Below are 21227 nucleotides of genomic sequence, written 5' to 3'. Positions count from 1 at the left end.
TTTACCCGTTCATGGAGATATCATGCGCACATTGTGGCGAATTTTTAGCGGATTTTTTAAGTGGACATGGCGTCTGCTTAATTTTATCAGAGAATTTATTCTCAATATTTTCCTTATTGCTCTGATTTTAGTGGGTGTTGGGATCTACTCACAGGTAAAAACGACGCCTGAAGAAGCCACGAAGGGTGCGCTGCTGGTCGATCTGACGGGCGTGGTCGTTGATCAACCCACCGTTAACAACAAATTGCGTCAATTAGGACGCGAATTCTTCGGCGCATCGAACAACCGTCGCCAGGAGAACTCACTGTTCGATATTGTCGACAGTATTCGTCAGGCAAAGAGTGACGACAACATCACGGGAATGGTGCTGGATCTCAGCGACTTTACCGGTGCCGACCAACCGTCTATGCAATACATCGGTAAGGCGCTGCGCGAATTTCGCGATAGCGGCAAACCTATTTATGCAGTCGGCGACAGCTACAACCAGTCTCAATACTATTTGGCCAGTTTTGCCAATACGGTGTCATTGACGCCACAAGGCAGTGTTGATCTGCACGGTTTCGCAACCAACAACCTCTACTTCAAGTCCATGCTGGACAAGCTGAAAGTGACCACCAATATCTTCCGTGTGGGAACCTATAAATCAGCCGTTGAGCCGTATCTGCGTGACGATATGTCTCCTGCTGCGCGCGATGCCGATGGCCGTTGGATCAATGCCCTGTGGCAGCAGTATTTAAATACCGTTTCTGCTAACCGCCAGATTACACCTCAGCAGCTCTTCCCGGGCGCAACCAGCATCCTTGCAGGCTTGCAGGCCGTTCAGGGCGATACCGCACGCTATGCGCTGGATAACAAACTGGTCGATGAAGTGGCATCACGTTCCGTGACTGAGCAATCGCTGGTTAAAGCGTTCGGCTGGAATAGTCAGAAGAACAACTTCAACTTCATCAGCATTTACGACTACACCATCAAACCACCGGTACAAAACAACAACCAGATCGCGGTTGTGTTTGCCAATGGCGCAATCATTGATGGTCCGGAAACGCCGGGAATGGTCGGCGGTGATACCACGGCAGCACAAATCCGCGCCGCGCGCCTCGATCCTAAAGTCAAAGCGCTGGTATTACGCGTCAATAGCCCCGGCGGTAGCGTTACCGCGTCGGAGCTGATTCGCTCAGAACTGATGGCGCTCCGTTTGGCGGGTAAACCGATCGTGGTATCCATGGGCGGCATGGCGGCATCAGGCGGCTACTGGATCTCAACGCCTGCGAACGCAATCATCTCCAGCGCCAGTACGCTGACCGGTTCTATCGGTATTTTTGGCGTGATTACCACGTTCGAAGATTCGCTGGAAAACCTTGGCGTCCACACGGATGGCGTGGCTACCTCGCCGTTGGCCGATCTGTCGATTACGAAATCACTGCCGCCTGAATTTTCCCAGATGATGCAGTTGAGTATCGAACGCGGTTATAAGAACTTCATCGATATCGTGGCGCAGGCTCGTAAGAAAACGCCTGAGCAAATCGATCAGATCGCACAAGGTCACGTTTGGGTCGGTAGCGATGCGAAAGAAAATGGTTTGGTCGATCAGATCGGCGATTTTGATGATGCCGTGAAGAAAGCCGCTGAGTTGGCAAAACTGGGACAATATCAGTTGAACTGGTATGCCGAACAGCCAGGCCTGCTCGACACGATGCTGAATCAGGTGAACGCTTCCGTTTATACCCTGCTGCCCGTTGCCGTCCAGTCTATGCTGCCAGCGCCGGTCGCACAGCTGGCGGAAGTCATGCGGTCACAGCCGTCCATCATGAATAACCTGAACGACCCGCAGAACCGGTACGCATTTTGCCTCAACTGCGGAGAAGTCCGGTAGCGTTTAGACAGACCTCAAGTCTAGCCCGGTAGTAATAGTCATTACTTATGATGATATTATCGGGCTACTTTTCCCTCTATAATTTTCGGTTTAATCCTGACTCACACCACCATGCGAAAGAAATCCATTTATGTCGCCTACACGGGCGGCACCATCGGTATGCAGCGCTCGGCCAATGGCTATGTTCCGGTATCCGGTCATTTACAGCAGCAGTTGGCAAAAATGCCGGAATTCCACCGTGAAGAGATGCCGTCGTTCACGATTCATGAATATGACCCGCTGATCGATTCGTCTGATATGACGCCAGCAGATTGGCAATCCATCGCGGACGATATTCAAAACCATTACGATGATTACGACGGTTTCGTGATTCTGCATGGTACTGACACGATGGCGTTCACCGCATCCGCGCTCTCGTTTATGCTGGAAAATCTTGCCAAGCCGGTTATCGTGACAGGGTCACAAATTCCGTTAGCGGAATTGCGCTCGGACGGCCAGACCAACCTGCTGAACGCGCTGTACGTTGCGGCTAACCATCCGATTAATGAAGTCGCCCTCTTCTTCAATAACAAACTGCTGCGCGGCAACCGCACCACCAAAGCTCACGCGGATGGCTTTGATGCCTTCGCCTCCCCCAATTATCCACCACTGCTGGAAGCCGGTATCCATATTCGTCGGCTGGCACCGACCGTAGAATGCAGCAACTGTCCGCCGCTAAAAGTACATCACATTACGCCACAGCCTATCGGGGTGATTACGATTTACCCCGGCATTTCTGCAGATGTCATCAGCAATTTCCTCCGTCAGCCAGTGAAGGCGCTTATCCTGCGCTCCTACGGCGTTGGCAACGCGCCGCAAAGCCCCGGGCTGCTGCATGAATTACGTGAAGCCTCCGCACGCGGCATTGTGGTCGTCAACCTGACACAGTGTATTTCTGGGCGCGTAAATATGGGCGGCTATGCGACAGGCAATGCGCTGGCGCATGCGGGCGTTATCAGTGGCTTTGACATGACCGTCGAAGCCGCATTGACCAAGCTGCATTACTTACTGAGCCAGCAAGACTTAAGCGCCGATGACATTCGCCAGTTGATGCAGCAAAACCTGCACGGGGAATTGAGCGATAAAGATTGAGTTAATCACGGAGTCGTAATGAAAAAAGCATTGCTATTAGTTGATCTGCAAAATGATTTTTGTCCCGACGGTGCATTGGCTGTTAACGAAGGCGACCGCGTCATCGAGGTGGCTAACCGCGCTATTGAGGCCTGCATAGCCGCTGGCATCGCGGTAATTGCCAGTCAGGATTGGCACCCCGCTAATCACGGCAGCTTTGCGGTTAATGCAAATACCAAGATCGGAGAACTCGGTGAGTTAAACGGGTGGCCACAGATTTGGTGGCCGATTCACTGCGTACAGGGAACATCCGGCGCTGATTTTCATCCAGCACTGAATCAGTCGGCTATTCAGTGGGTGGTGCAAAAAGGAACCCAGCCGGAGATCGATAGCTATAGCGCTTTTTTCGATAACGGACATCGGGTGAAAACCGAATTAGATGAGTGGCTACATGCCAACTACATCACCCATCTGATTATTCTGGGGCTGGCGACCGATTATTGCGTCAAGTTCAGCGTGTTGGATGCGATTGCTCTGGGCTATCACACTGAAGTCTTGGTGGATGGCTGTCGTGGCGTAAATCTTTCGCCCGATGACAGTGAATTCGCATTACGGGAAATGGCGCAGCGTGGGGCGATACTGACGGATATGACGCAGTTTCTTACTACGTTGTCTGCCGCCCACTAACGCGCTACGGCTACTGACAACAAATAGCGGCAGCCGTTGCGGCTGCCTGCTTATGTTTTACGCGTTGGGTTTCAGCGTAATAATGGCGTCAGCGATGTTAAACTCGCGCTTAAGCTCCTGCTTGCTCTTCATCACGATTTCGCCATCGGTGCCAATCGTCATGTGCTCAGCCTGTTCGTTATGGCGAGCCTGCCACATCATCACCATTTGCAGACAGTTTTCTTTCTGTTCAGCTGTCAACGCGACACCGTCTGGCCATTTGCCCAGCTCCACCGCCGTGACTAACCGTTGGTAAATTTCTGGCGTCATGGCGTCGATCAGATCATTGAGTTCCATATCCGGTTTCTGCTCCGAGAAAGGTCAGATTTATTCTTACTGGGTTCTTGTGCTAAAAGCGTTTTTAGTAGCTGAATCGTTTAAAGCAAGCTATCATCTAGCTTACCGCCGTCGCACCTATCGCAGACAGATTACCCGTCAACGCGTTCGCCATCAACGTCGTCGATGAAACTCAGTGAAGCCGAATTCACGCAGTAGCGTTCGCCCGTGGTTTTCGGGCCATCAGGGAACACGTGCCCCAGGTGCGCATCACACTGCCCGCAGCGGATCTCGATACGGCGCATGTTGTGTGACTCATCTTCCAGATAGCGAATAGCCTCTGAGGAGACCGGTTGATCGAAGCTCGGCCAGCCACAGCCGGAGTCGTATTTGCTGTCGGAATAAAACAGCGGAGCCTGGCAGCACAGGCAGTGATAAGCGCCAGTGCGCTTGTTATGCAGCAATTTGCCTGAAAACGCAGGTTCCGTACCACGTTGCTGGGTGACATAGCGCTGCATCTCTGTCAATTCAGTATTGTCGGACGGAGTACGTGAAGCGGAGTCGTTAGTCATGGAAGTCTCACAGCGGGTGTTATCAATTCAACTAATCCTTGATTATAACAAAAAATTAACAACCTGACAGGCTGTTCTGACCTAATATTAGGAATGTTATTAGCACGAACATTTAATTGTGATACGCATCACATATTGAGATTACACAGGCTTTATATGATGCATTCCGCCCTCATATCAGGCTTAGATGTTACTTAGTTACAGGGTCGAGCGGTTTTCGCACAAAGTTTGGTCATAGGTTTGACTTACAGCAACTATTGACACGATTCCGCTTGACGCTCAGCAAGGTTTTTGTAATTTTACAACCAACCTTTTATTCACAAACCAATAGCTGGTGGAATATATGACTATCAAAGTAGGTATCAACGGTTTTGGCCGTATCGGCCGTATTGTTTTTCGCGCTGCGCAAGAGCGTTCTGACATCGAGATCGTTGCAATCAACGACCTGTTAGATGCTGAGTACATGGCGTACATGCTGAAGTACGACTCAACTCATGGTCGTTTCAACGGCACCGTTGAAGTTAAAGATGGCCACCTGGTTGTTAACGGCAAAACCATTCGTGTTACCGCAGAGCGCGATCCTGCGAACCTGAAGTGGAACGAAGTCAACGTGGACGTTGTTGCTGAAGCAACTGGTCTGTTCCTGACTGACGACACTGCACGTAAACACATCGCTGCTGGTGCGAAGAAAGTCGTTCTGACTGGTCCATCTAAAGATGACACCCCGATGTTCGTTATGGGCGTAAACCACAAAACTTACGCTGGTCAGGAAATCGTTTCTAACGCATCTTGCACCACCAACTGCCTGGCGCCACTGGCAAAAGTTATCAACGACAACTTCGGTATCGTTGAAGCACTGATGACCACCGTTCACGCAACCACTGCAACGCAGAAAACGGTTGATGGCCCGTCTCACAAAGACTGGCGCGGCGGCCGCGGCGCAGCACAGAACATCATCCCATCTTCTACCGGTGCTGCTAAAGCAGTAGGTAAAGTGATTCCTGAGCTGAACGGCAAACTGACTGGTATGGCGTTCCGCGTTCCTACCCCGAACGTTTCTGTTGTTGACCTGACTGCACGTCTGGAAAAACCAGCGTCTTACAAAGAAATCTGTGCAGCAATCAAAGCCGCTTCTGAAGGCGAGCTGAAAGGCGTTCTGGGTTACACCGAAGACGAAGTGGTTTCTACCGATTTCAACGGTGAAAAACTGACTTCCGTATTCGATGCTAAAGCAGGTATCGCACTGAGCGATAACTTTGTGAAACTGGTTTCTTGGTACGACAACGAAACTGGTTACTCAAACAAAGTTCTGGATCTGATCGCTCACATCTCTAAATAAGCGTCAGCGATGATTCTGTGAAAAAAGGGCGACGTGATGTCGCCCTTTTTTATTGTCTATTGCAGATTTCTTTTTACCACGAAAAACAATCAAAAAAAGGCACTATCATGCATAACACAATGTTCTCACTCCCCGTCACGAAGCAAATTAGCGCAACCCTCACCCAACGTCAGTTGGACCAATTACCTATTATCGTCGTTGACCATCCTGAAGTTCGCGCGGCAGTCGCCTTACAAGGTGCGCACCTGCTTAGCTGGCAGCCAACAAACGAAGAGCCGGTGCTCTGGCTGAGCGACAATACGCCTTTTACTCATCACGTTGCGATTCGCGGCGGTGTCCCGATCTGTTTCCCTTGGTTCGGCCCTTTCGCCGATCCTAATCACGGTTTTGCCCGTCTGCTGCCGTGGGAATTTACCGCCCACAGCGAAGATGAACACGGCGTACAGCTCACGTTCACGCTGCAAGACAATGAAGAAACGCGCAAGAGCTGGCCGCATGCATTCACGCTCATCGCCCGTTTCAAGCTGGGCAAGGAATGTGGCATTGAACTGGAAGCGCATGGCGATTACAGCATTACCAGCGCGCTGCACACCTATTTCAATATCGGCGATATCAGCGATATCCGCATTGCGGGTCTGGGTGAGACATTCATTGATAAGGTGGATCAGGGCAAGCTGGCAACGCAGCAAGGCGATCTGGTCTTTACCGACCGTACAGACCGCATTTATACCCAGCCGCAGGACACCAGTGTGGTACATGACGCTGTGCTGAAACGTGCTATCGAAGTGCACCATACGCACCATAGCGATGTCGTATCATGGAACCCCGGTGCAGAGCTCTCTCGTACGATTAGCGATATGACCGATGAGGGATATAAAACGTTCGTGTGTGTGGAAACTGCGCGCATTAATCAACCGTTTGTCGCATCCGCCAACGCACCAGCGCGTCTGGCGACGGTTATCCGCATCAAGAAATAACCACAGCGATACCTTAGCTATATCGGTGTATGGCGATGTCGCCATACACCCTATTTCTGCAAATCCTTTTCCGCCAATCCTTTCGCTTTCGCTACACCACGTCCAGATGCTGCTTACGCGTCGGCGGTGGAAAAGCCTGATCGAGCTGCGCGATATCTTCCGTCGATAGCACCACGTCCAGCGCTTTCGCATTCTCCTGAACATGCTTCACAGAGCTGGCTTTAGGAATCGCGATCACGCCCGGTTGACGAATTGCCCACGCCAGTAAAAGTTGAGCAGACGTGATGCTATGTTCGCGTGCAATGCGGTTCACCACCGGATGCGAGAATAATCCATCACGTAAGCGCCCTGCCTGCGCCAGCGGACAATACGCCATTACCGGAAGCTGTTGTTGCTGACACCACGGTAACAAATCAAACTCAATACCGCGCGATGCCAAATGGTAAAGCACCTGATTGGTCATGCAACGCTGCCCGCCATTTAGCGACCACAGCTCCTGCATATCCTCAAGGTCGAGATTGGAGACACCCCACTGGCCGATTTTCCCCGCCTGCTGCAATCGCTCCATCGCCGCAATTGTATCCACTAACGGGATACCACCGCGCCAGTGCAGCAGATACAGGTCAATACGCTCGGTTTGCAGTCGCTTCAGGCTGCGTTCACACGCCTGTATCGCCTTTTCGCCTCCCGCATTGTGCGGATAGACTTTCGACACCAGATAAACGCGGTCACGGCGGCCACGTATCGCTTCGCCGACGACCTCCTCCGCTCGGCCTTCCGCATACATTTCGGCCGTATCAATCAGCGTTAATCCAAGGTCGATGCCCGCTTGCAGCGCCGTTACTTCCTGCGCTTTCATTCGAGCATCTTCGCCCATGTACCACGTTCCCTGACCGATCGCCGGTACGCGGGTGTCATCTGGAAAACGAATCGCTTTTGTCATGCGTTCCTCCGTGTTTGCCGTCAACGTAACGAGTTTGCCGTTAAACCTAACATGGCATTCAGTGCACCATAAATGTGCAAATGGGGTGATATCACCCCATTATTGTACGGCAGATGCACTATGCTTACGAAGAGCATTAAAAGCGCTCACGAAAAGCATCAGAAGCGATAGCTGACGCCTGCGCTCATTAAGATGCTGTGGTTACTATCAACAATCGGGCTGTCTTTCATTTCGTCAGACAGACGCGTGTAACGGCCCACGGCCCAGGCGCTCCAGCTTTGGTTAATCTGATAACCCGCGCTCAGTTCAAGATACGGGGCCCAGCCATCGCCAGGGCTATACTGGTTAAAGCCAGAACGGGCTGACTCCTGTGCGCTAACGCCGTAGTAATACTGGTTCATGTTTTCACTGAACCAGGTGGCACCGATACCGGGAGTGAGACTCAGATCGCCCATTGAGAAGCGGTAAAGGTAAGCGGTATCCCACGCAAAGCCGTTGCTGTAATCCAGCGTGTCACCGGCCAGCACAGTACGAATTTCACCCCAGTCGGCGGTATGACGATAAGCCGCACCCGCCATCAGCGTACTGCGGCGTTTGTCCAACTGCTTCATACGCAGATCGTCGCTATCTCCCGGCTTAAACCCTAAAGGCAGGTAGTACGCCGTTAAAGAGAAACGATTTGCGCCGTCATTCCACAGGTAGTATCCACCACCCAGCCCGCGGAAATAAAAACTTTCACTTTCATAATTCAGTACAGGAAGCGGATAAACATCATTATCAACACCACGGTATACGGACGTTGAACCCGCAGCGCCAAGGCCCAGAGAGACATCTGCGGCATAGGCTGAAGGCAGGAGCACAGCACCAGAAATCAGTGCGGCCAGCACACATAGTTGAGGTTTTTTCACAGTTTTCTATTTCCTATTACAGATAAATATCATGAAACATGATAAGCCAATTACACACGTTCGCGTTCAGGTTATATAAAAATAACATTAACGAATAACCTATATATTCGATAGGTTTTACGTGCGCTAACGTCGGTAATAGGCAGTGTCCTTAAGGCTGAACGCCCATTCCCTATAATGTTACACGGATTTTCCTGAAAGTGAGTCCTTGAAATATCTTAAAAATACGTCTGTGGACTAGAGGAAATTTTACGGATGCAAACTACGCTTTAATACAGAAGGTGACGTCTTCCTGACCAGCCGGTATGAATAAAATCACGACGCCCTGACGCTACAAGTTGGCATAAGGGTTGCTGGACTCAGGAGATTTCTTCTTTCGGAGGGCAATACATTAATAGGCATATATTCCACACGCTCTCTTAATCTGTGCTAATCGACGAAGGACGGGCATCGCTATGAACATATTTGATCACTACCGCCAGCGCTACGACGCTGCCAAGGACGAAGAGTTCACTCTGCAGGAATTCCTTACCATCTGTCAGCAGGATCGCAACGCGTATGCGAACGCGGCTGAACGATTGTTAACGGCTATCGGTGAGCCTGTAATGGTGGATACCGCCCAAGAATCACGAATGTCACGCCTATTCTCGAACCGGGTGATTGCTCGCTACCCTGCTTTTGAAGAATTTTACGGCATGGAAGAGGCTATCGAACAGATTGTCTCTTACCTGAAACATGCCGCGCAGGGACTGGAAGAGAAGAAACAAATTCTGTATCTGTTGGGGCCGGTCGGCGGCGGGAAATCTTCTCTGGCCGAACGCCTGAAAGCGCTGATGCAGCGCGTACCGATTTACATCCTCAGCGCCAACGGCGAACGCAGCCCAGTGAATGACCATCCGCTCTGCCTGTTCAATCCGCAGGAAGATGCCGCGATACTTGAGAAAGAGTATGCCATTCCACGTCGCTATCTCGGCACCATTATGTCGCCGTGGGCGGCTAAGCGTCTCCAGGATTTCGGCGGCGACATTACCAAGTTCAAAGTCGTCAAAGTGTGGCCATCGATTCTGGCACAGATTGGGATCGCGAAAACCGAGCCCGGCGATGAGAACAATCAGGACATTTCAGCGCTGGTCGGTAAAGTCGATATCCGCAAGCTGGAGCATTATGCTCAGAACGATCCCGATGCCTACGGCTACTCCGGCGCATTGTGCCGCGCGAACCAGGGCATTATGGAATTCGTCGAAATGTTCAAAGCGCCAATCAAGGTGCTTCACCCGCTGCTGACTGCGACACAAGAAGGCAACTATAACGGGACGGAAGGCATTGCCGCCCTGCCGTTCAACGGGATTATTCTGGCGCACTCCAATGAATCCGAATGGGTGCAGTTCCGTAACAACAAGAACAATGAAGCGTTTCTTGACCGCGTGTATATCGTGAAAGTGCCGTACTGCCTGCGCGTATCTGAAGAGGTCAAGATCTACGACAAGCTGCTGGATCACAGCGAACTGACGCACGCCCCTTGCGCACCCGGCACGCTGGAAACGCTAGCCCGTTTCTCCATTCTGTCGCGTCTGAAAGATCCCGAAAACTCCAGCATCTACTCCAAGATGCGGGTTTACGACGGAGAAAGCCTGAAAGATACCGATCCGAAGGCGAAGTCCTATCAGGAGTATCGCGATTATGCGGGCGTCGATGAGGGAATGAACGGTCTGTCGACTCGCTTCGCGTTCAAGATTCTGTCGCGCGTCTTTAACTTCGATCACAGTGAAGTTGCGGCCAACCCAGTACACCTGTTCTACGTGCTGGAGCAGCAGATCGAGCGCGAACAGTTCCCACAGGAGCTGGCAGAGAAGTATTTAGAGCACCTGAAAGGCTATCTGACGCCGAAATACGCCGAATTTATCGGTAAAGAAATCCAGACCGCCTACCTCGAATCCTATTCCGAATACGGCCAGAACATTTTTGACCGTTATGTTACCTATGCGGATTTCTGGATTCAGGATCAGGAGTACCGTGACCCAGATACTGGCCAGCTGTTTGACCGCGAATCGTTAAACGCCGAGCTGGAAAAAATCGAGAAGCCTGCGGGCATCAGCAACCCTAAAGACTTCCGTAACGAGATTGTCAACTTCGTCCTGCGCGCCCGTGCCAGCAATAGCGGCCGGAATCCAAACTGGACCAGTTACGAGAAGCTGCGTACGGTCATTGAGAAAAAGATGTTCTCCAATACGGAAGAGCTGCTGCCTGTGATTTCGTTTAATACCAAAACCTCAACGGATGAACAGAAAAAACATGACGACTTCGTCGATCGCATGATGGAGAAAGGCTACACCCGGAAACAGGTTCGTTTGCTGTGCGAATGGTATCTGCGGGTGAGGAAGTCATCATAATGACGCACGATGCTGGCGACAGCGTTTGGGGGAAACATGGCCTATTTTATTGACCGACGACTGAACGGCAAAAACAAAAGCACGGTGAACCGCCAACGCTTTCTGCGCCGCTATAAGTCGCAAATAAAACAGTCGATTTCCGAGGCCATTAATAAGCGTTCGGTGACCGACATCGAAAGCGGGGAGTCAGTCTCGATCCCCAATGCAGACATCAACGAACCGATGTTCCATCAGGGCCGTGGAGGACGCCGACACCGCGTCCACCCGGGCAACGATCACTTCGTACAGAATGACAAAATCGAGCGGCCACAAGGAGGTGGCGGCGGTGGTTCCGGTCAGGGGGACGCCAGTAAAGATGGCGAAGGCGAAGATGAGTTTGTCTTTCAGATCTCCAAAGATGAATATCTGGACTTGCTGTTTGAAGATCTGGCGCTGCCGAATCTGAAGAAGACCCAGCATCGGCAGATGAACGAGTACAAAACGCACCGCGCCGGGTACACCGCTAACGGCGTTCCTGCCAATATCAGCGTGGTGCGGTCGCTGCAAAACTCGCTGGCACGCCGTATGGCGATGACAGCGGGTAAACGGCGCACGCTGCATGAGTTGGAAGAATCACTGGAACAGCTGGCGCATACCGAACCCGCACAGTTGCTGGAAGAGGAACGGCTGCGGCAGGAGATTACCGAACTACGCCAGAAAATCGCCCGCGTGCCTTTTATCGATACCTTTGACCTGCGCTACAAGAACTACGAGCGCCGAGCCGAGCCGTCGAGCCAGGCCGTGATGTTCTGTTTGATGGACGTGTCCGGCTCGATGGATCAGGCGACGAAAGACATGGCGAAGCGCTTTTATATTCTGCTGTATCTGTTCCTCAGCCGAAATTATAAAAACGTCGACGTCGTCTACATTCGCCACCATACCCAGGCCAAAGAGGTCGATGAACAGGAGTTCTTCTACTCTCAGGAAACCGGCGGCACCATTGTCTCCAGCGCGTTAAAGCTGATGGAGGAAGTGGTTCGCGAGCGTTACGATCCGTCGCAATGGAATATCTACGCAGCACAGGCCTCGGATGGCGATAACTGGGCTGATGACTCACCGCTGTGCCACCAGATTCTGGCAAATCAACTTCTGCCGATGGTGCGTTACTATAGCTACATTGAAATCACCAGGCGTTCACACCAGACGCTCTGGCGTGAATATGAAACGCTGCGCGATAAATTCGATAATTTCGCCATGCAACATATTCGCGATCAGGATGATATCTACCCTGTCTTCCGTGAACTCTTCCGTAAACAAACGGTAGGGCATTGACCCCTCTCGATCGGCCAGTTATCTGTTAATGATTAATCGTTAGCTGGCTGATTTTTTCTCTCTGGGCATTTTTCTATAAACATGTATTTAAAATACATGTATTATAAATGGCATTATACCTGCACAGAGAATCGCTTATGAACATTGATAAATTCAAACACCAGCACAACGAAATACTCGAAAGTATTGATACCCTGCGTCAGCTATCCCGGGCCGGTGTGACAGAGAACGCCACTGACATCGCCCGCGCCATCGTCGCCATGAGCTCAACCATCAAGCTGCACCTTTCCGCAGAAGATCGCGTGCTTTACCCTTCACTTCAGCGTAGCGGTGACGAGCAGTTAACGAAGATGAGTCAGCATTATCAGAATGAAATGCAAACCATTGCCGCCGATTACGATGCGTTTTCCCGTCGCTGGAATACAGCTTCACAGCTGATGGGTCACGACAGGGATTTCCGGGCGGATGCCAATAACGTGTTGCGTAAGGTCTATGAACGCATGCAACGGGAGAATCATGATTTTTATCCCCGCATTGAAACGGCCTGAGTGGATTAAGCACGTTTGACTAAAGGGCGGAAAATCTCTGCTCCGCCCTGTTGATTAGCGTCTTCATGCAACCTCGCCACGCCAGTTCCCTTCGCATCATAGTGACATTGTCACAAAGATAACGCTTTCTTTCCGCCTGTGTGCGCATTACCCTGTCGAACCCATAAAACATAGATTTCTGCTTTTGTTATGCAACGATTTGTTCTGATTTTACTGACTCTGGTTCTACTCGGCCCTCTGGGCATCGACATCTATTTACCGCTTATTCCCGCCATCGCCGTGGCGCTGAACAGCCCTGAATCGCTGATTCAATCCACCGTCGCACTTTTCATTCTGATCATGGGATTAGGCCAGCTGCTGGCGGGGCCACTGGTCGATAAGTACGGTCGACGCCCTATGGCGCTGGCTGGCGTGATTATCTACCTCATCGGTGCGATCATGGCCGCGCTGGCTACCAGCGCCACGCTGTTCATCCTCTCACGCCTTTTTCAGGGACTGGCCGTCTGTTGTACCGCCGTCGCCATTTTCAGCAGCGTGCGTGACAAACTGAACGGCGACGATGCCGCCAGAACCTATGGTTTTCTTAACGGCACGCTGAACATTGTGCCAGCGCTGGCGCCGCTATTAGGTGGGCTTTTGGCCGAAGCCTTCGGCTGGCGAGCCCCCTTCTGGTTCCTCGCAGGCTACAGCATTCTGGTACTGGCACTCGTCATCCGCTTCCTGCCCGAAACGCGCCCGGATTCAACGTTGCCCGTACACGGCTTGCCGCTGCGCCAATACGCACGTCTGTTGTCCGATCGCCAATTTTTGGGATTCTCCTCAGTCAACGCGGGAGCCATGGGGATGGCATTGACCTATGTCACCTTCTCTCCCGTGGTATTGATGAACGAGGCTCAGCTCACGCCGCTTGAGTTTTCGATTGCCTTTGGCGTAAACGGTTTTTGGATCATGCTGGTCAGCTTCTTTGCAAATCGCATCATTCGCAAAGTCGGCCGACCCCGCTGTCTGGCTATCGGTAGCCTGCTGATGGGTGCTGGGTTTGTTTCGCTGCTGAGCGGCGTCGTTCTCTTACCCGACGCGATGCAAGACACCTGGCCGACCTACATGCTGCCCGTCGCGCTGGCCTGTGCCGGTCTGGCATTTTTGATCGGGCCGTCCACCAGCTATGCGCTGGAGCCTTATTCCAATGAGGCGGGGATTGCGTCAGCGATGGTAGGATTTGTGCAGATGGCGGGCGGCGCAGCGCTGGGCTTGATGGCTATGGCTATTCCTCTGCCGTCAAAAGTATCACTGGCGCTGGTGATGCTCTGTGCCGCTCTGCTAGCGGTACGCGCCCGCCTGCTGACGCGGCACCACAAGAGCAGCATTACGTCACTGCCCCGCACCTAGTTCAAAGTATCGAATACAGCTCACCTAACGAGCATATCTTTCCACGGACAAATCATCGGACTCAATCTCCGGTGATTTGTTCGACAGAATATCCGCCAGCAATTTCCCCGATCCACAAGCCATCGTCCAGCCCAACGTGCCATGCCCCGTATTCAGGTACAGATTTTTCAGCGGTGAGCGCCCTACCAGCGGCGTGCCGTCTGGCGTCATCGGACGCAATCCCGTCCAGAATGTTGCTTGCTCAATCGGGCCACAATGGGGATACAGATCGCGCACCACCATTTCCAGCGTTTCACGGCGCTTGGGATTCAGCTCGGTGTTGAAACCCACGACCTCGGCCATTCCTCCGACGCGAATGCGACGATCAAAGCGAGTAATCGCTATTTTATAGGTTTCATCCAATACGGTAGAAACCGGTGCAAAAGCGTCATCCGCCAGCGGAATCGTCAGTGAATAGCCTTTCAGCGGATAAACCGGAATATCGAACCACTGATGCAGTAATCCGGTGGAATAGGAGCCGCAGGCCATCACATAGGCATCTGCCACAATCATTTCATCGTCACACTGCACGCCCGTAACGCTTTGCCCTTCCACTCGCAGCTGGCGAACGTTACGCCCCAGTTTAAAGATAACACCGGCATCGGCAGCCATCGCCGCCAGTTGGCGAGTGAACAGCTGGCAGTCGCCCGTCTCATCATGCGGTAAACGCAGCCCGCCGGTCAGTTTTCCCGCTACGTGCGCCAACGCAGGTTCAACCGTGGCCAGCTCATGGCGAGTCAACAATTGATACGGTACGCCAGCCTCTTCCAGCACGGCGATATCACGTGTCGCGTTTTCATACTGCTGCTCAGTGCGGAACAGTTGCAGCGTTCCACCTTGCCGACCTTCGTACTGGATACCAGTATCTCGCCGCAGCGCTTGCAAACAATCGCGGCTGTATTCCGCCAGACGCACCATCCGCGCTTTATTGGTTTTATAGTGGCGCGCGTCACAGTTGAGCAACATTTGCCACATCCAGCACAGCTGTGCGGCCGTGAAATCCGGCCGGATGGCCAGCGGTGCATGACGCTGAAACATCCACTTTATCGCTTTCAGCGGTATTCCCGGTGCAGCCCAAGGTGCGGCATAGCCGGGGGAAATCTGTCCGGCATTCCCGGCGCTGGTTTCCAACGCGGGCTCCGGTTGTCTGTCTATAACGGTAACATCATGCCCTGCCTGCGCAAGATACCAGGCGGTACTTACGCCAACTACACCACTTCCCAGAATCACAACCCGCATGCTACCGCTCTCCCTTTCGCTCCGCCAAAGACCGTCTAATCTGCTGGAAAAATGCTTATTGAATGGAATAAAACACTAGTTAAAAGGTAAAACTGAAGACTACTCTAGCAGTTGGGAAGGAATTGTCACCCGTCTCGACGATAACATTTATCTATTGTTATCTCTTCGATCCGAAGATTCTCCACTGAGATCGTAACGAAATAACTGTGAAATCATTCACAAAATATGTATTCAGTTTTTAGCTGAAAAGAGTAATAAAGATAAAAAAGGTGAAAATGTTAAATATCAATTTAATTAATAAGTTAGTTATATTGCTTATTTTTAAATCGTGATAATCATCACAGCAATAGAACCAACAACATCACTGTCAAGACACACGACCTCGTAGTTAAATACAAAATTGCGACATTCATCAAAAAAACGCCTTATCAGTTTAATAACATTGTGTTCACACGATGGTTATTCATATTTCCAGAGGGCGACGATGAAAATTGGATTAGTCATTAGCGGCGGCGACGTTAGCGGAATAAATAATTTCATCTTTCAGGTGAATAGAATGACTGCCTCTGATATCGTCATTTTCGATGGCGGAATTAATGGCCTGATCGATAACTGCTGTAAAGTCCTCACTCGCCGCGATTTGGTGGATTACTCCATCTCAGCAATGCCCCTGATTACGTCAGGGAGAAAAACTGGGAAATGCAGAAAAACAGACTATGAGCAAATCGTCAAAAACATTCAAAAACAAAAACTCGACGCGCTCATTATGGCTGGCGGAGATGGCTCATTCCAGTTTTTAAAAAAACTCAGTCACTATGGCGTTCATTGCTATGGCGTAGGCATGACGATTGATAATGATATTTCAGGGAATAGCTATACGATCGGTTTTTCTACCGCCTGCGAGCAGGTAATGAGTGAAGTAGAAAAATTGCGAAATACAGGCCGGGGGTTACAAGGCCGGGTATTCATGATCGAATTACTCGGTGGATATTGTGGCGAATTAACCTTGCAGGCAGCATTAAAGAGCAACGCAGACATCGCACTCATTCCAGAATCACCGTGGGAGATTGATAAATTATCACAATGTATTCGGGAGAAAATCGCAGAACAAAACAGCGTGATTATTTTATGCTCTGAAGGCTATACCCATGAATATACTCCTGGCTTTCAGGGCGCTATCGATACCATTATCAAGAAACTAGAGCACAAGATTGGCATCCGTATCCGAAAAACCATTTTGGGATATGGTTTACGAAATGGCGCGCCCACCGGGGAAGAAATTATTCAGGGCACCCTGTTAGCAGAAGAAGTCGTTCGGTGTATTAATTCCGGACTGACCAATAAAATCATCATTATCAATAATAACAACAAGGCTATTCCTATCGACCTGGAGGATTCAGAACGACGTTTGGTTGATGTAGAAAGTCATTTTTATAAGCTCGCGAAAGCCCATCACCTTATATGAGGCCATGATTATGTTGAAAGTACTTTGCGTTTGCGGTTGTGGATTAGGTTCCAGTTTCGCTATCGAAATGACAGCCAAGTCCGTACTAAAAAAATTAGGTATTGATGCAGAAATAAATCACACCACGATTTCAGAGGCCTCTGCCTTCAATTATGACGTCATCCTAACCCAGAAAATATTTGCTGACATTCTGAACAGCGATGCCAGTGAAGATGAGAAAAAAAGAGTCATCATTCTTAATAAACTGACTGATAAAGATGAAATAGAAGAAAAAATTTTAACGTATATCCAGGCTCATCAATAGCATGAGGTGAAATATGAACACCGTTATCAATTTCATTGTGAAAGATTTATTAGGCCAGGCATCCATATTAATCGCACTGATCGCCATGATCGGGTTGATTTTGCAGAAAAAATCGGTAGGAAAAACCGCAGAGGGGACGTTCAAGACGCTGCTGGGTTTCCTCATCATGATGGCAGGGATTAACATCATCGTTGATACCCTGACTTATTTGAACAGTATCTTCACTCAAGGCTTTGGCATGAAAGGCTACATCACCGATGTCGCCGCCATCGCCGGGTTGGCAAACCGCGAACTTGGGTCAGAAGTCGCGTTAACGCTCATGGTGATCTTTGCCGTCAACATCCTTATTGCGCGCATTACCCCCTTTAAATATATCTTCCTGACGGGACAGGCTCTGCTGTGGATGGCAACAATCGGTACCGTAATTGGCTATAAGGCAGGTTTGACCGGCGCAACGCTGATCCTAACCGGCGGCATATTTGGCGGCATTATGGCCGTGCTGATGCCCGCGCTAGCACAGCCGATTGTCCGTAAAATCACGAATTCCGATGATGTAGCTCTGGGGCATTTTTGTACCATCGGGTATCTGGTGCAGGCCGCCGTTGCGCGGTTAGTCGGCAAAAACTCCAAATCCACAGAAGATTTAACGCTGCCCGATAACTTCAAATTTTTGCAGGATACCTACCTGTCGATGGCCGTCGTCATGGTGCCGATGTACCTCATCCCAGCCGTAGCAGCGGGGCCAGCCTACATCGCGCAGTACGCCAACGGCGTCAACTATCTGATGTATTCCTTCATGCAGTCCATGCAGTTTGTCGCAGGCGTTTTCGTTCTCTACAGCGGTGTCCGTCTGCTGCTTAATGAGCTGGTTCCCGCATTTCGAGGGATCGCCATGCGGCTGGTCCCTAATGCCAAACCCGCGTTGGATTGCCCGGTTCTCTTCCCCTATGCGCCTAACGCCGTCATTGTCGGGTTCCTCGCCACCACCGCCGGTTCTATTCTCGGAATGTTGATCTTCCCGATGTTTGGGCTGGCGATGATTTTGCCAGGTTTATTGACCAACTTCTTCGCGGGCGGCACAGCCGGTATTTTCGGTAACGCGCTGGGAGGACGGCGCGGCGCAGTCATCGGCGGTGTCGTGCATGGCCTTTTCATTACGCTCTTGCCCGCCATTCTGGTGCCATTACTGGAAGATTTCGGATTTACCGGCGTCACCTTCAGTGATTCTGATGTCATCAGTACTGGCCTGATATTAGGACACGCTTTCCAGCAAGACTGGTTATTTGTCGCCGCCTTTGTCGCATTCGTTGCATTCATTGCCTTTATTGCGAATCGTAAACTATCGCAATAGCGTATTGGCCTGTCGTCATTATGCAAATAGCTTAAGGAGTCACTATGTTTTCTCTACTCAAACGCTTTTTATCCCCGGGTCCCTCTTCCGGCCCTCGCGATAATAAGGATGACAATCGCGTCAGGGAAATTGAGGAAGAATTAGCGGAGCTTGAGTCTCGTTTAGTTCAAGATCCGGCACATAGTGAAACGCAAAAAGCGCTAATGATTAAATACAATCAGGCCATTCAGGTATTTTCTTCTCATCCTGACTATCGGGATCGCGTTGATGATATTTTTATTCAGATAGATGAACTCAGAAACACCATTCGGAAAAATATATGAGGATTTATGAGCATAAAAAATTTCCTTTTGCAGCACGATTGCATTCAACTGGGCGTGATATGTAAGACATGGGAAGAGGCTATTTATTGCGCCGCACAACCGTTAATCCGTGCAGGATGTATTACGAAGAACTATCCCATCGCGGTGATAGAAAGTACGAAGGAATACGGGCCTTATTATGTTTTTGATGAAGGCATCGCTATTCCCCATGCGCGCCCTGAATGCGGGGTTAAGGAGAATTGTTTCAGTTTACTGACGCTACAGACTCCGCTCTCGATTCAGGGAAGTGAACCGGTGGATATTTTAATTATGTTCGGCGGCGTTAACAGCGATGCGCATATTACAGAGGGTATCGCCTCAATCATCAATCTATTGGAAAAGGACGATATGCTCTCTCGTATTCGAAGCGCCACTACGTCAGATGATATTGTCGGAGTATTATGAAAAAGCTTATTTTAGTCAATGGTATTCCCGCATCAGGGAAAAGCACGGTAGCACGTATCATTGCGGACGAATTGAGTCTCTATCGGTTAAGTCTTGATGAAATAAAAGAGCCGTTCATGATGCAGTTTTGCGATGTGATTAATAGAACGTTAAACAGAAAGCTGGGATACGCCGCCTATCAGGCCATGTTTAATATTGTTAGACAGGCTCCTGAAAATAGCATCCTGATTCTTGATGCTTGGTTCGGATTTCGCGAGAAAGCCGTATTGCAAGATTATCTGGCTTCATGTGATATCCACCATACGCTTGAAATATGGAATGCCATCTCATCTGATCGGGTAGCAGAGCGATATCAAGCCAGAGTTAATGAAAGAATAAAAGGCCATCCCGGCGATGAATATCTCCCAGAATTAATGTCACTCGCGCATCAGGCCCAACCGATGCGTATTGGAAAGTGTTACACGGTTGATCAGGATAAGGAAATTAATCATCAGGAATTAATTCAATGGATCAAAACACACCTGGATTAATCGCTTATTTATATTACTTTTATGAGGGTAATTATTATGAACACCATGACAACTGCTGAACACCGAGGATATCAATTAATTTGTAACGCGACAGGCGCTATGATGGTTATTGCCTGCGATCAACGTGGCGGTATGCGAACAGTATTGGCACCGACATCAGAAGCACAGGCCGCGATTACCAATGAAACATTAGGAAAAACAAAATATGACATCACTCGCTATCTGGCGGCAAAGGCTGGCTGTGTGCTGGTTGATCCGATCTGCGCCATACCCGGTCTGATAGACGAAGACATTCTGCCCCGCGATACGGGCCTGCTCATCGGGCTTGACGCATCAGGGTGGGAAACAACGCCAGAAGGCTACCGGATCTCCACGATGGTTGAAGGCGTAACGGCACGTAAAGTGCGCGAATGGGGTGCCACTGGCGGAAAAATCATGATCTACCTTCGCCCAGATAGACCAGCCGCCAATACCCGTAACCTTGCCACACTTCGTACCGTGATTCAGGATTTTGCGCAGGAAGATTTACTGCTCGTCGTCGAATTCCTGACCTATCCGCTGGAAAATGAATCTCGTGAAGACTATACCCGCCTCCTGCCCGAACTCATTCCAGCAGGCTGTCAGGCTTGTATCGACCAAGGCGCAAAGGTCTTAAAAATTCCTTACCCTGGATCTGATGAGGCCTGTGCACGCGTGACCGCACTCTGCGGTAACATTCCCTGGGCCGTCCTATCCGCTGGCGTCGATCACGCGACGTTTCTCCCTCAAGTAGAAAGCGCGTTGAAAAATGGTGCCTCTGGCGTGATTGCCGGACGTTCTCTGTGGAAGGATTGCATCTCACTCGATCGAGACATCTCTAAAGAGAAGCTGTCTACGATTGCCGTTTCCCGTCTCAACGACATTCAGGCGCTGTTAAAACGGTATCAACGCCCCTAGTCCAAACGGCATTTCGCGCTCTCTCCGGGGAGCGCATTTCCCTATCAATCGACAGCGTAATACCGGTTTCTTTTTTCTCCCCTCAGCGGCCTTTCTCCATCAAACACGCTCAATTCGTCAATTGCCGCGTGTCCAAAGCTCAGCTATAACTAAATGAACCACGATGATTTTTTGACAGGAGCCAGCGGGAAGGCAGTAAACGAGATCTCACGTACAGACTTGTTATGTTAGGGG

The 21227-nt window shown here is 50.5% G+C and carries 21 protein-coding genes; 16 read left to right on the top strand and 5 right to left on the bottom strand.

Annotated elements, in window-relative coordinates; all coding sequences use genetic code 11:
• Nucleotides 1-22: 22 nt before the first annotated feature.
• The 3 genes from sppA to pncA all read left to right on the top strand — a co-directional run bounded on the left by sppA (nt 23) and on the right by pncA (nt 3670).
• The gene (gene sppA / locus BJJ97_RS15475; RefSeq protein ID WP_095994506.1) at nt 23-1873 is read left to right on the top strand and encodes a signal peptide peptidase SppA; all 1851 of its coding nucleotides are present in this window, start codon (nt 23-25) and stop codon (nt 1871-1873) included.
• Between the two features lie 111 nt (nt 1874-1984).
• Nucleotides 1985-3004: an asparaginase gene (gene ansA, locus BJJ97_RS15470; RefSeq protein WP_014915324.1), complete on the top strand. Its 1020-nt coding sequence runs from the start codon at nt 1985-1987 to the stop codon at nt 3002-3004.
• 18 nt (nt 3005-3022) lie between these two features.
• Entirely contained in the window at nt 3023-3670 is a 648-nt protein-coding gene (gene pncA, locus BJJ97_RS15465; protein ID WP_095994505.1) for a bifunctional nicotinamidase/pyrazinamidase, read from the top strand.
• A 57-nt stretch (nt 3671-3727) separates the two neighbouring features.
• Here the strand turns inward: pncA and BJJ97_RS15460 are convergent, their stop codons facing one another.
• Both BJJ97_RS15460 and msrB read right to left on the bottom strand, forming a co-directional pair.
• Nucleotides 3728-4006 (bottom strand): YeaC family protein, encoded by a 279-nt coding sequence (locus BJJ97_RS15460; RefSeq protein WP_010295246.1) that lies wholly within the window; start codon nt 4004-4006, stop codon nt 3728-3730.
• Between the two features lie 131 nt (nt 4007-4137).
• Complete coding sequence (gene msrB / locus BJJ97_RS15455; RefSeq protein ID WP_095699404.1) at nt 4138-4557, bottom strand: peptide-methionine (R)-S-oxide reductase MsrB; 420 nt, start codon at nt 4555-4557, stop codon at nt 4138-4140.
• Between the two features lie 343 nt (nt 4558-4900).
• On the opposite strand from msrB, the gene gapA reads away from it, so the two are divergent.
• Together gapA and BJJ97_RS15445 are read left to right on the top strand one after the other, a co-directional pair.
• Entirely contained in the window at nt 4901-5896 is a 996-nt protein-coding gene (gene gapA, locus BJJ97_RS15450) for a glyceraldehyde-3-phosphate dehydrogenase (RefSeq protein WP_048260224.1), read from the top strand.
• A 107-nt stretch (nt 5897-6003) separates the two neighbouring features.
• Nucleotides 6004-6873 carry a D-hexose-6-phosphate mutarotase gene (locus BJJ97_RS15445; RefSeq protein WP_095994504.1) on the top strand — a complete coding sequence of 290 codons (870 nt, stop codon included), beginning with the start codon at nt 6004-6006 and terminating at the stop codon, nt 6871-6873.
• 91 nt (nt 6874-6964) lie between these two features.
• Here the strand turns inward: BJJ97_RS15445 and BJJ97_RS15440 are convergent, their stop codons facing one another.
• Both BJJ97_RS15440 and BJJ97_RS15435 read right to left on the bottom strand, forming a co-directional pair.
• Entirely contained in the window at nt 6965-7816 is an 852-nt protein-coding gene (locus tag BJJ97_RS15440) for an aldo/keto reductase (RefSeq protein WP_095994503.1), read from the bottom strand.
• 158 nt (nt 7817-7974) lie between these two features.
• Nucleotides 7975-8724 carry a MipA/OmpV family protein gene (locus tag BJJ97_RS15435; protein ID WP_095994502.1) on the bottom strand — a complete coding sequence of 250 codons (750 nt, stop codon included), beginning with the start codon at nt 8722-8724 and terminating at the stop codon, nt 7975-7977.
• A gap of 455 nt (nt 8725-9179) precedes the next feature.
• On the opposite strand from BJJ97_RS15435, the gene yeaG reads away from it, so the two are divergent.
• The 4 genes from yeaG (at nt 9180) to BJJ97_RS15415 (ending at nt 14362) form a co-directional block, all read left to right on the top strand.
• A complete protein-coding gene (gene yeaG / locus BJJ97_RS15430; protein WP_095699399.1) occupies nt 9180-11114 on the top strand; it encodes a protein kinase YeaG in 1935 nt (644 codons plus the stop codon).
• A gap of 36 nt (nt 11115-11150) precedes the next feature.
• The gene (locus BJJ97_RS15425) at nt 11151-12425 is read left to right on the top strand and encodes a YeaH/YhbH family protein (RefSeq protein WP_039487111.1); all 1275 of its coding nucleotides are present in this window, start codon (nt 11151-11153) and stop codon (nt 12423-12425) included.
• 137 nt (nt 12426-12562) lie between these two features.
• Nucleotides 12563-12973: a hemerythrin domain-containing protein gene (locus tag BJJ97_RS15420; RefSeq protein WP_095994501.1), complete on the top strand. Its 411-nt coding sequence runs from the start codon at nt 12563-12565 to the stop codon at nt 12971-12973.
• A 189-nt stretch (nt 12974-13162) separates the two neighbouring features.
• Nucleotides 13163-14362 (top strand): multidrug effflux MFS transporter, encoded by a 1200-nt coding sequence (locus BJJ97_RS15415; RefSeq protein ID WP_095994500.1) that lies wholly within the window; start codon nt 13163-13165, stop codon nt 14360-14362.
• Between the two features lie 24 nt (nt 14363-14386).
• On the opposite strand, the gene BJJ97_RS15410 is transcribed toward BJJ97_RS15415, so the two are convergent.
• Nucleotides 14387-15640 carry a D-amino acid dehydrogenase gene (locus tag BJJ97_RS15410; protein WP_095994499.1) on the bottom strand — a complete coding sequence of 418 codons (1254 nt, stop codon included), beginning with the start codon at nt 15638-15640 and terminating at the stop codon, nt 14387-14389.
• A 484-nt stretch (nt 15641-16124) separates the two neighbouring features.
• Between BJJ97_RS15410 and BJJ97_RS15405 the strand changes: the two genes are divergently transcribed.
• The 7 genes from BJJ97_RS15405 to BJJ97_RS15375 are packed head-to-tail and all read left to right on the top strand — an operon-like array spanning nt 16125 to nt 20993.
• Nucleotides 16125-17105 carry a 6-phosphofructokinase gene (locus BJJ97_RS15405; RefSeq protein WP_095699395.1) on the top strand — a complete coding sequence of 327 codons (981 nt, stop codon included), beginning with the start codon at nt 16125-16127 and terminating at the stop codon, nt 17103-17105.
• Nucleotides 17106-17115: 10 nt separating this feature from the next.
• Nucleotides 17116-17409, top strand: a complete 294-nt coding sequence (locus BJJ97_RS15400; protein WP_039288047.1) for a PTS sugar transporter subunit IIB — start codon at nt 17116-17118, stop codon at nt 17407-17409.
• Nucleotides 17410-17422: 13 nt separating this feature from the next.
• Complete coding sequence (locus BJJ97_RS15395) at nt 17423-18760, top strand: PTS sugar transporter subunit IIC (protein ID WP_095994498.1); 1338 nt, start codon at nt 17423-17425, stop codon at nt 18758-18760.
• Between the two features lie 44 nt (nt 18761-18804).
• Nucleotides 18805-19083 (top strand): hypothetical protein, encoded by a 279-nt coding sequence (locus BJJ97_RS15390; protein WP_095994497.1) that lies wholly within the window; start codon nt 18805-18807, stop codon nt 19081-19083.
• Between the two features lie 6 nt (nt 19084-19089).
• Nucleotides 19090-19527, top strand: coding sequence for a PTS sugar transporter subunit IIA (locus BJJ97_RS15385; protein ID WP_095994496.1), 438 nt, complete (start codon nt 19090-19092; stop codon nt 19525-19527).
• A complete protein-coding gene (locus tag BJJ97_RS15380) occupies nt 19524-20057 on the top strand; it encodes an AAA family ATPase (RefSeq protein WP_095994495.1) in 534 nt (177 codons plus the stop codon). The genes BJJ97_RS15385 and BJJ97_RS15380 overlap by 4 nt, the downstream gene beginning before the upstream one ends.
• Nucleotides 20058-20093: 36 nt before the next feature.
• On the top strand, nt 20094-20993 hold the full coding sequence (locus BJJ97_RS15375; protein WP_095994494.1) for a tagatose-bisphosphate aldolase: 900 nt from the start codon (nt 20094-20096) through the stop codon (nt 20991-20993).
• Nucleotides 20994-21227 lie beyond the last annotated feature (234 nt).

Origin of the sequence: Pectobacterium polaris, assembly GCF_002307355.1 — a bacterium.
Taxonomy (GTDB): Bacteria; Pseudomonadota; Gammaproteobacteria; order Enterobacterales; family Enterobacteriaceae; genus Pectobacterium; species Pectobacterium polare.
This window is presented reverse-complemented; position numbering and strand designations above follow the sequence as displayed.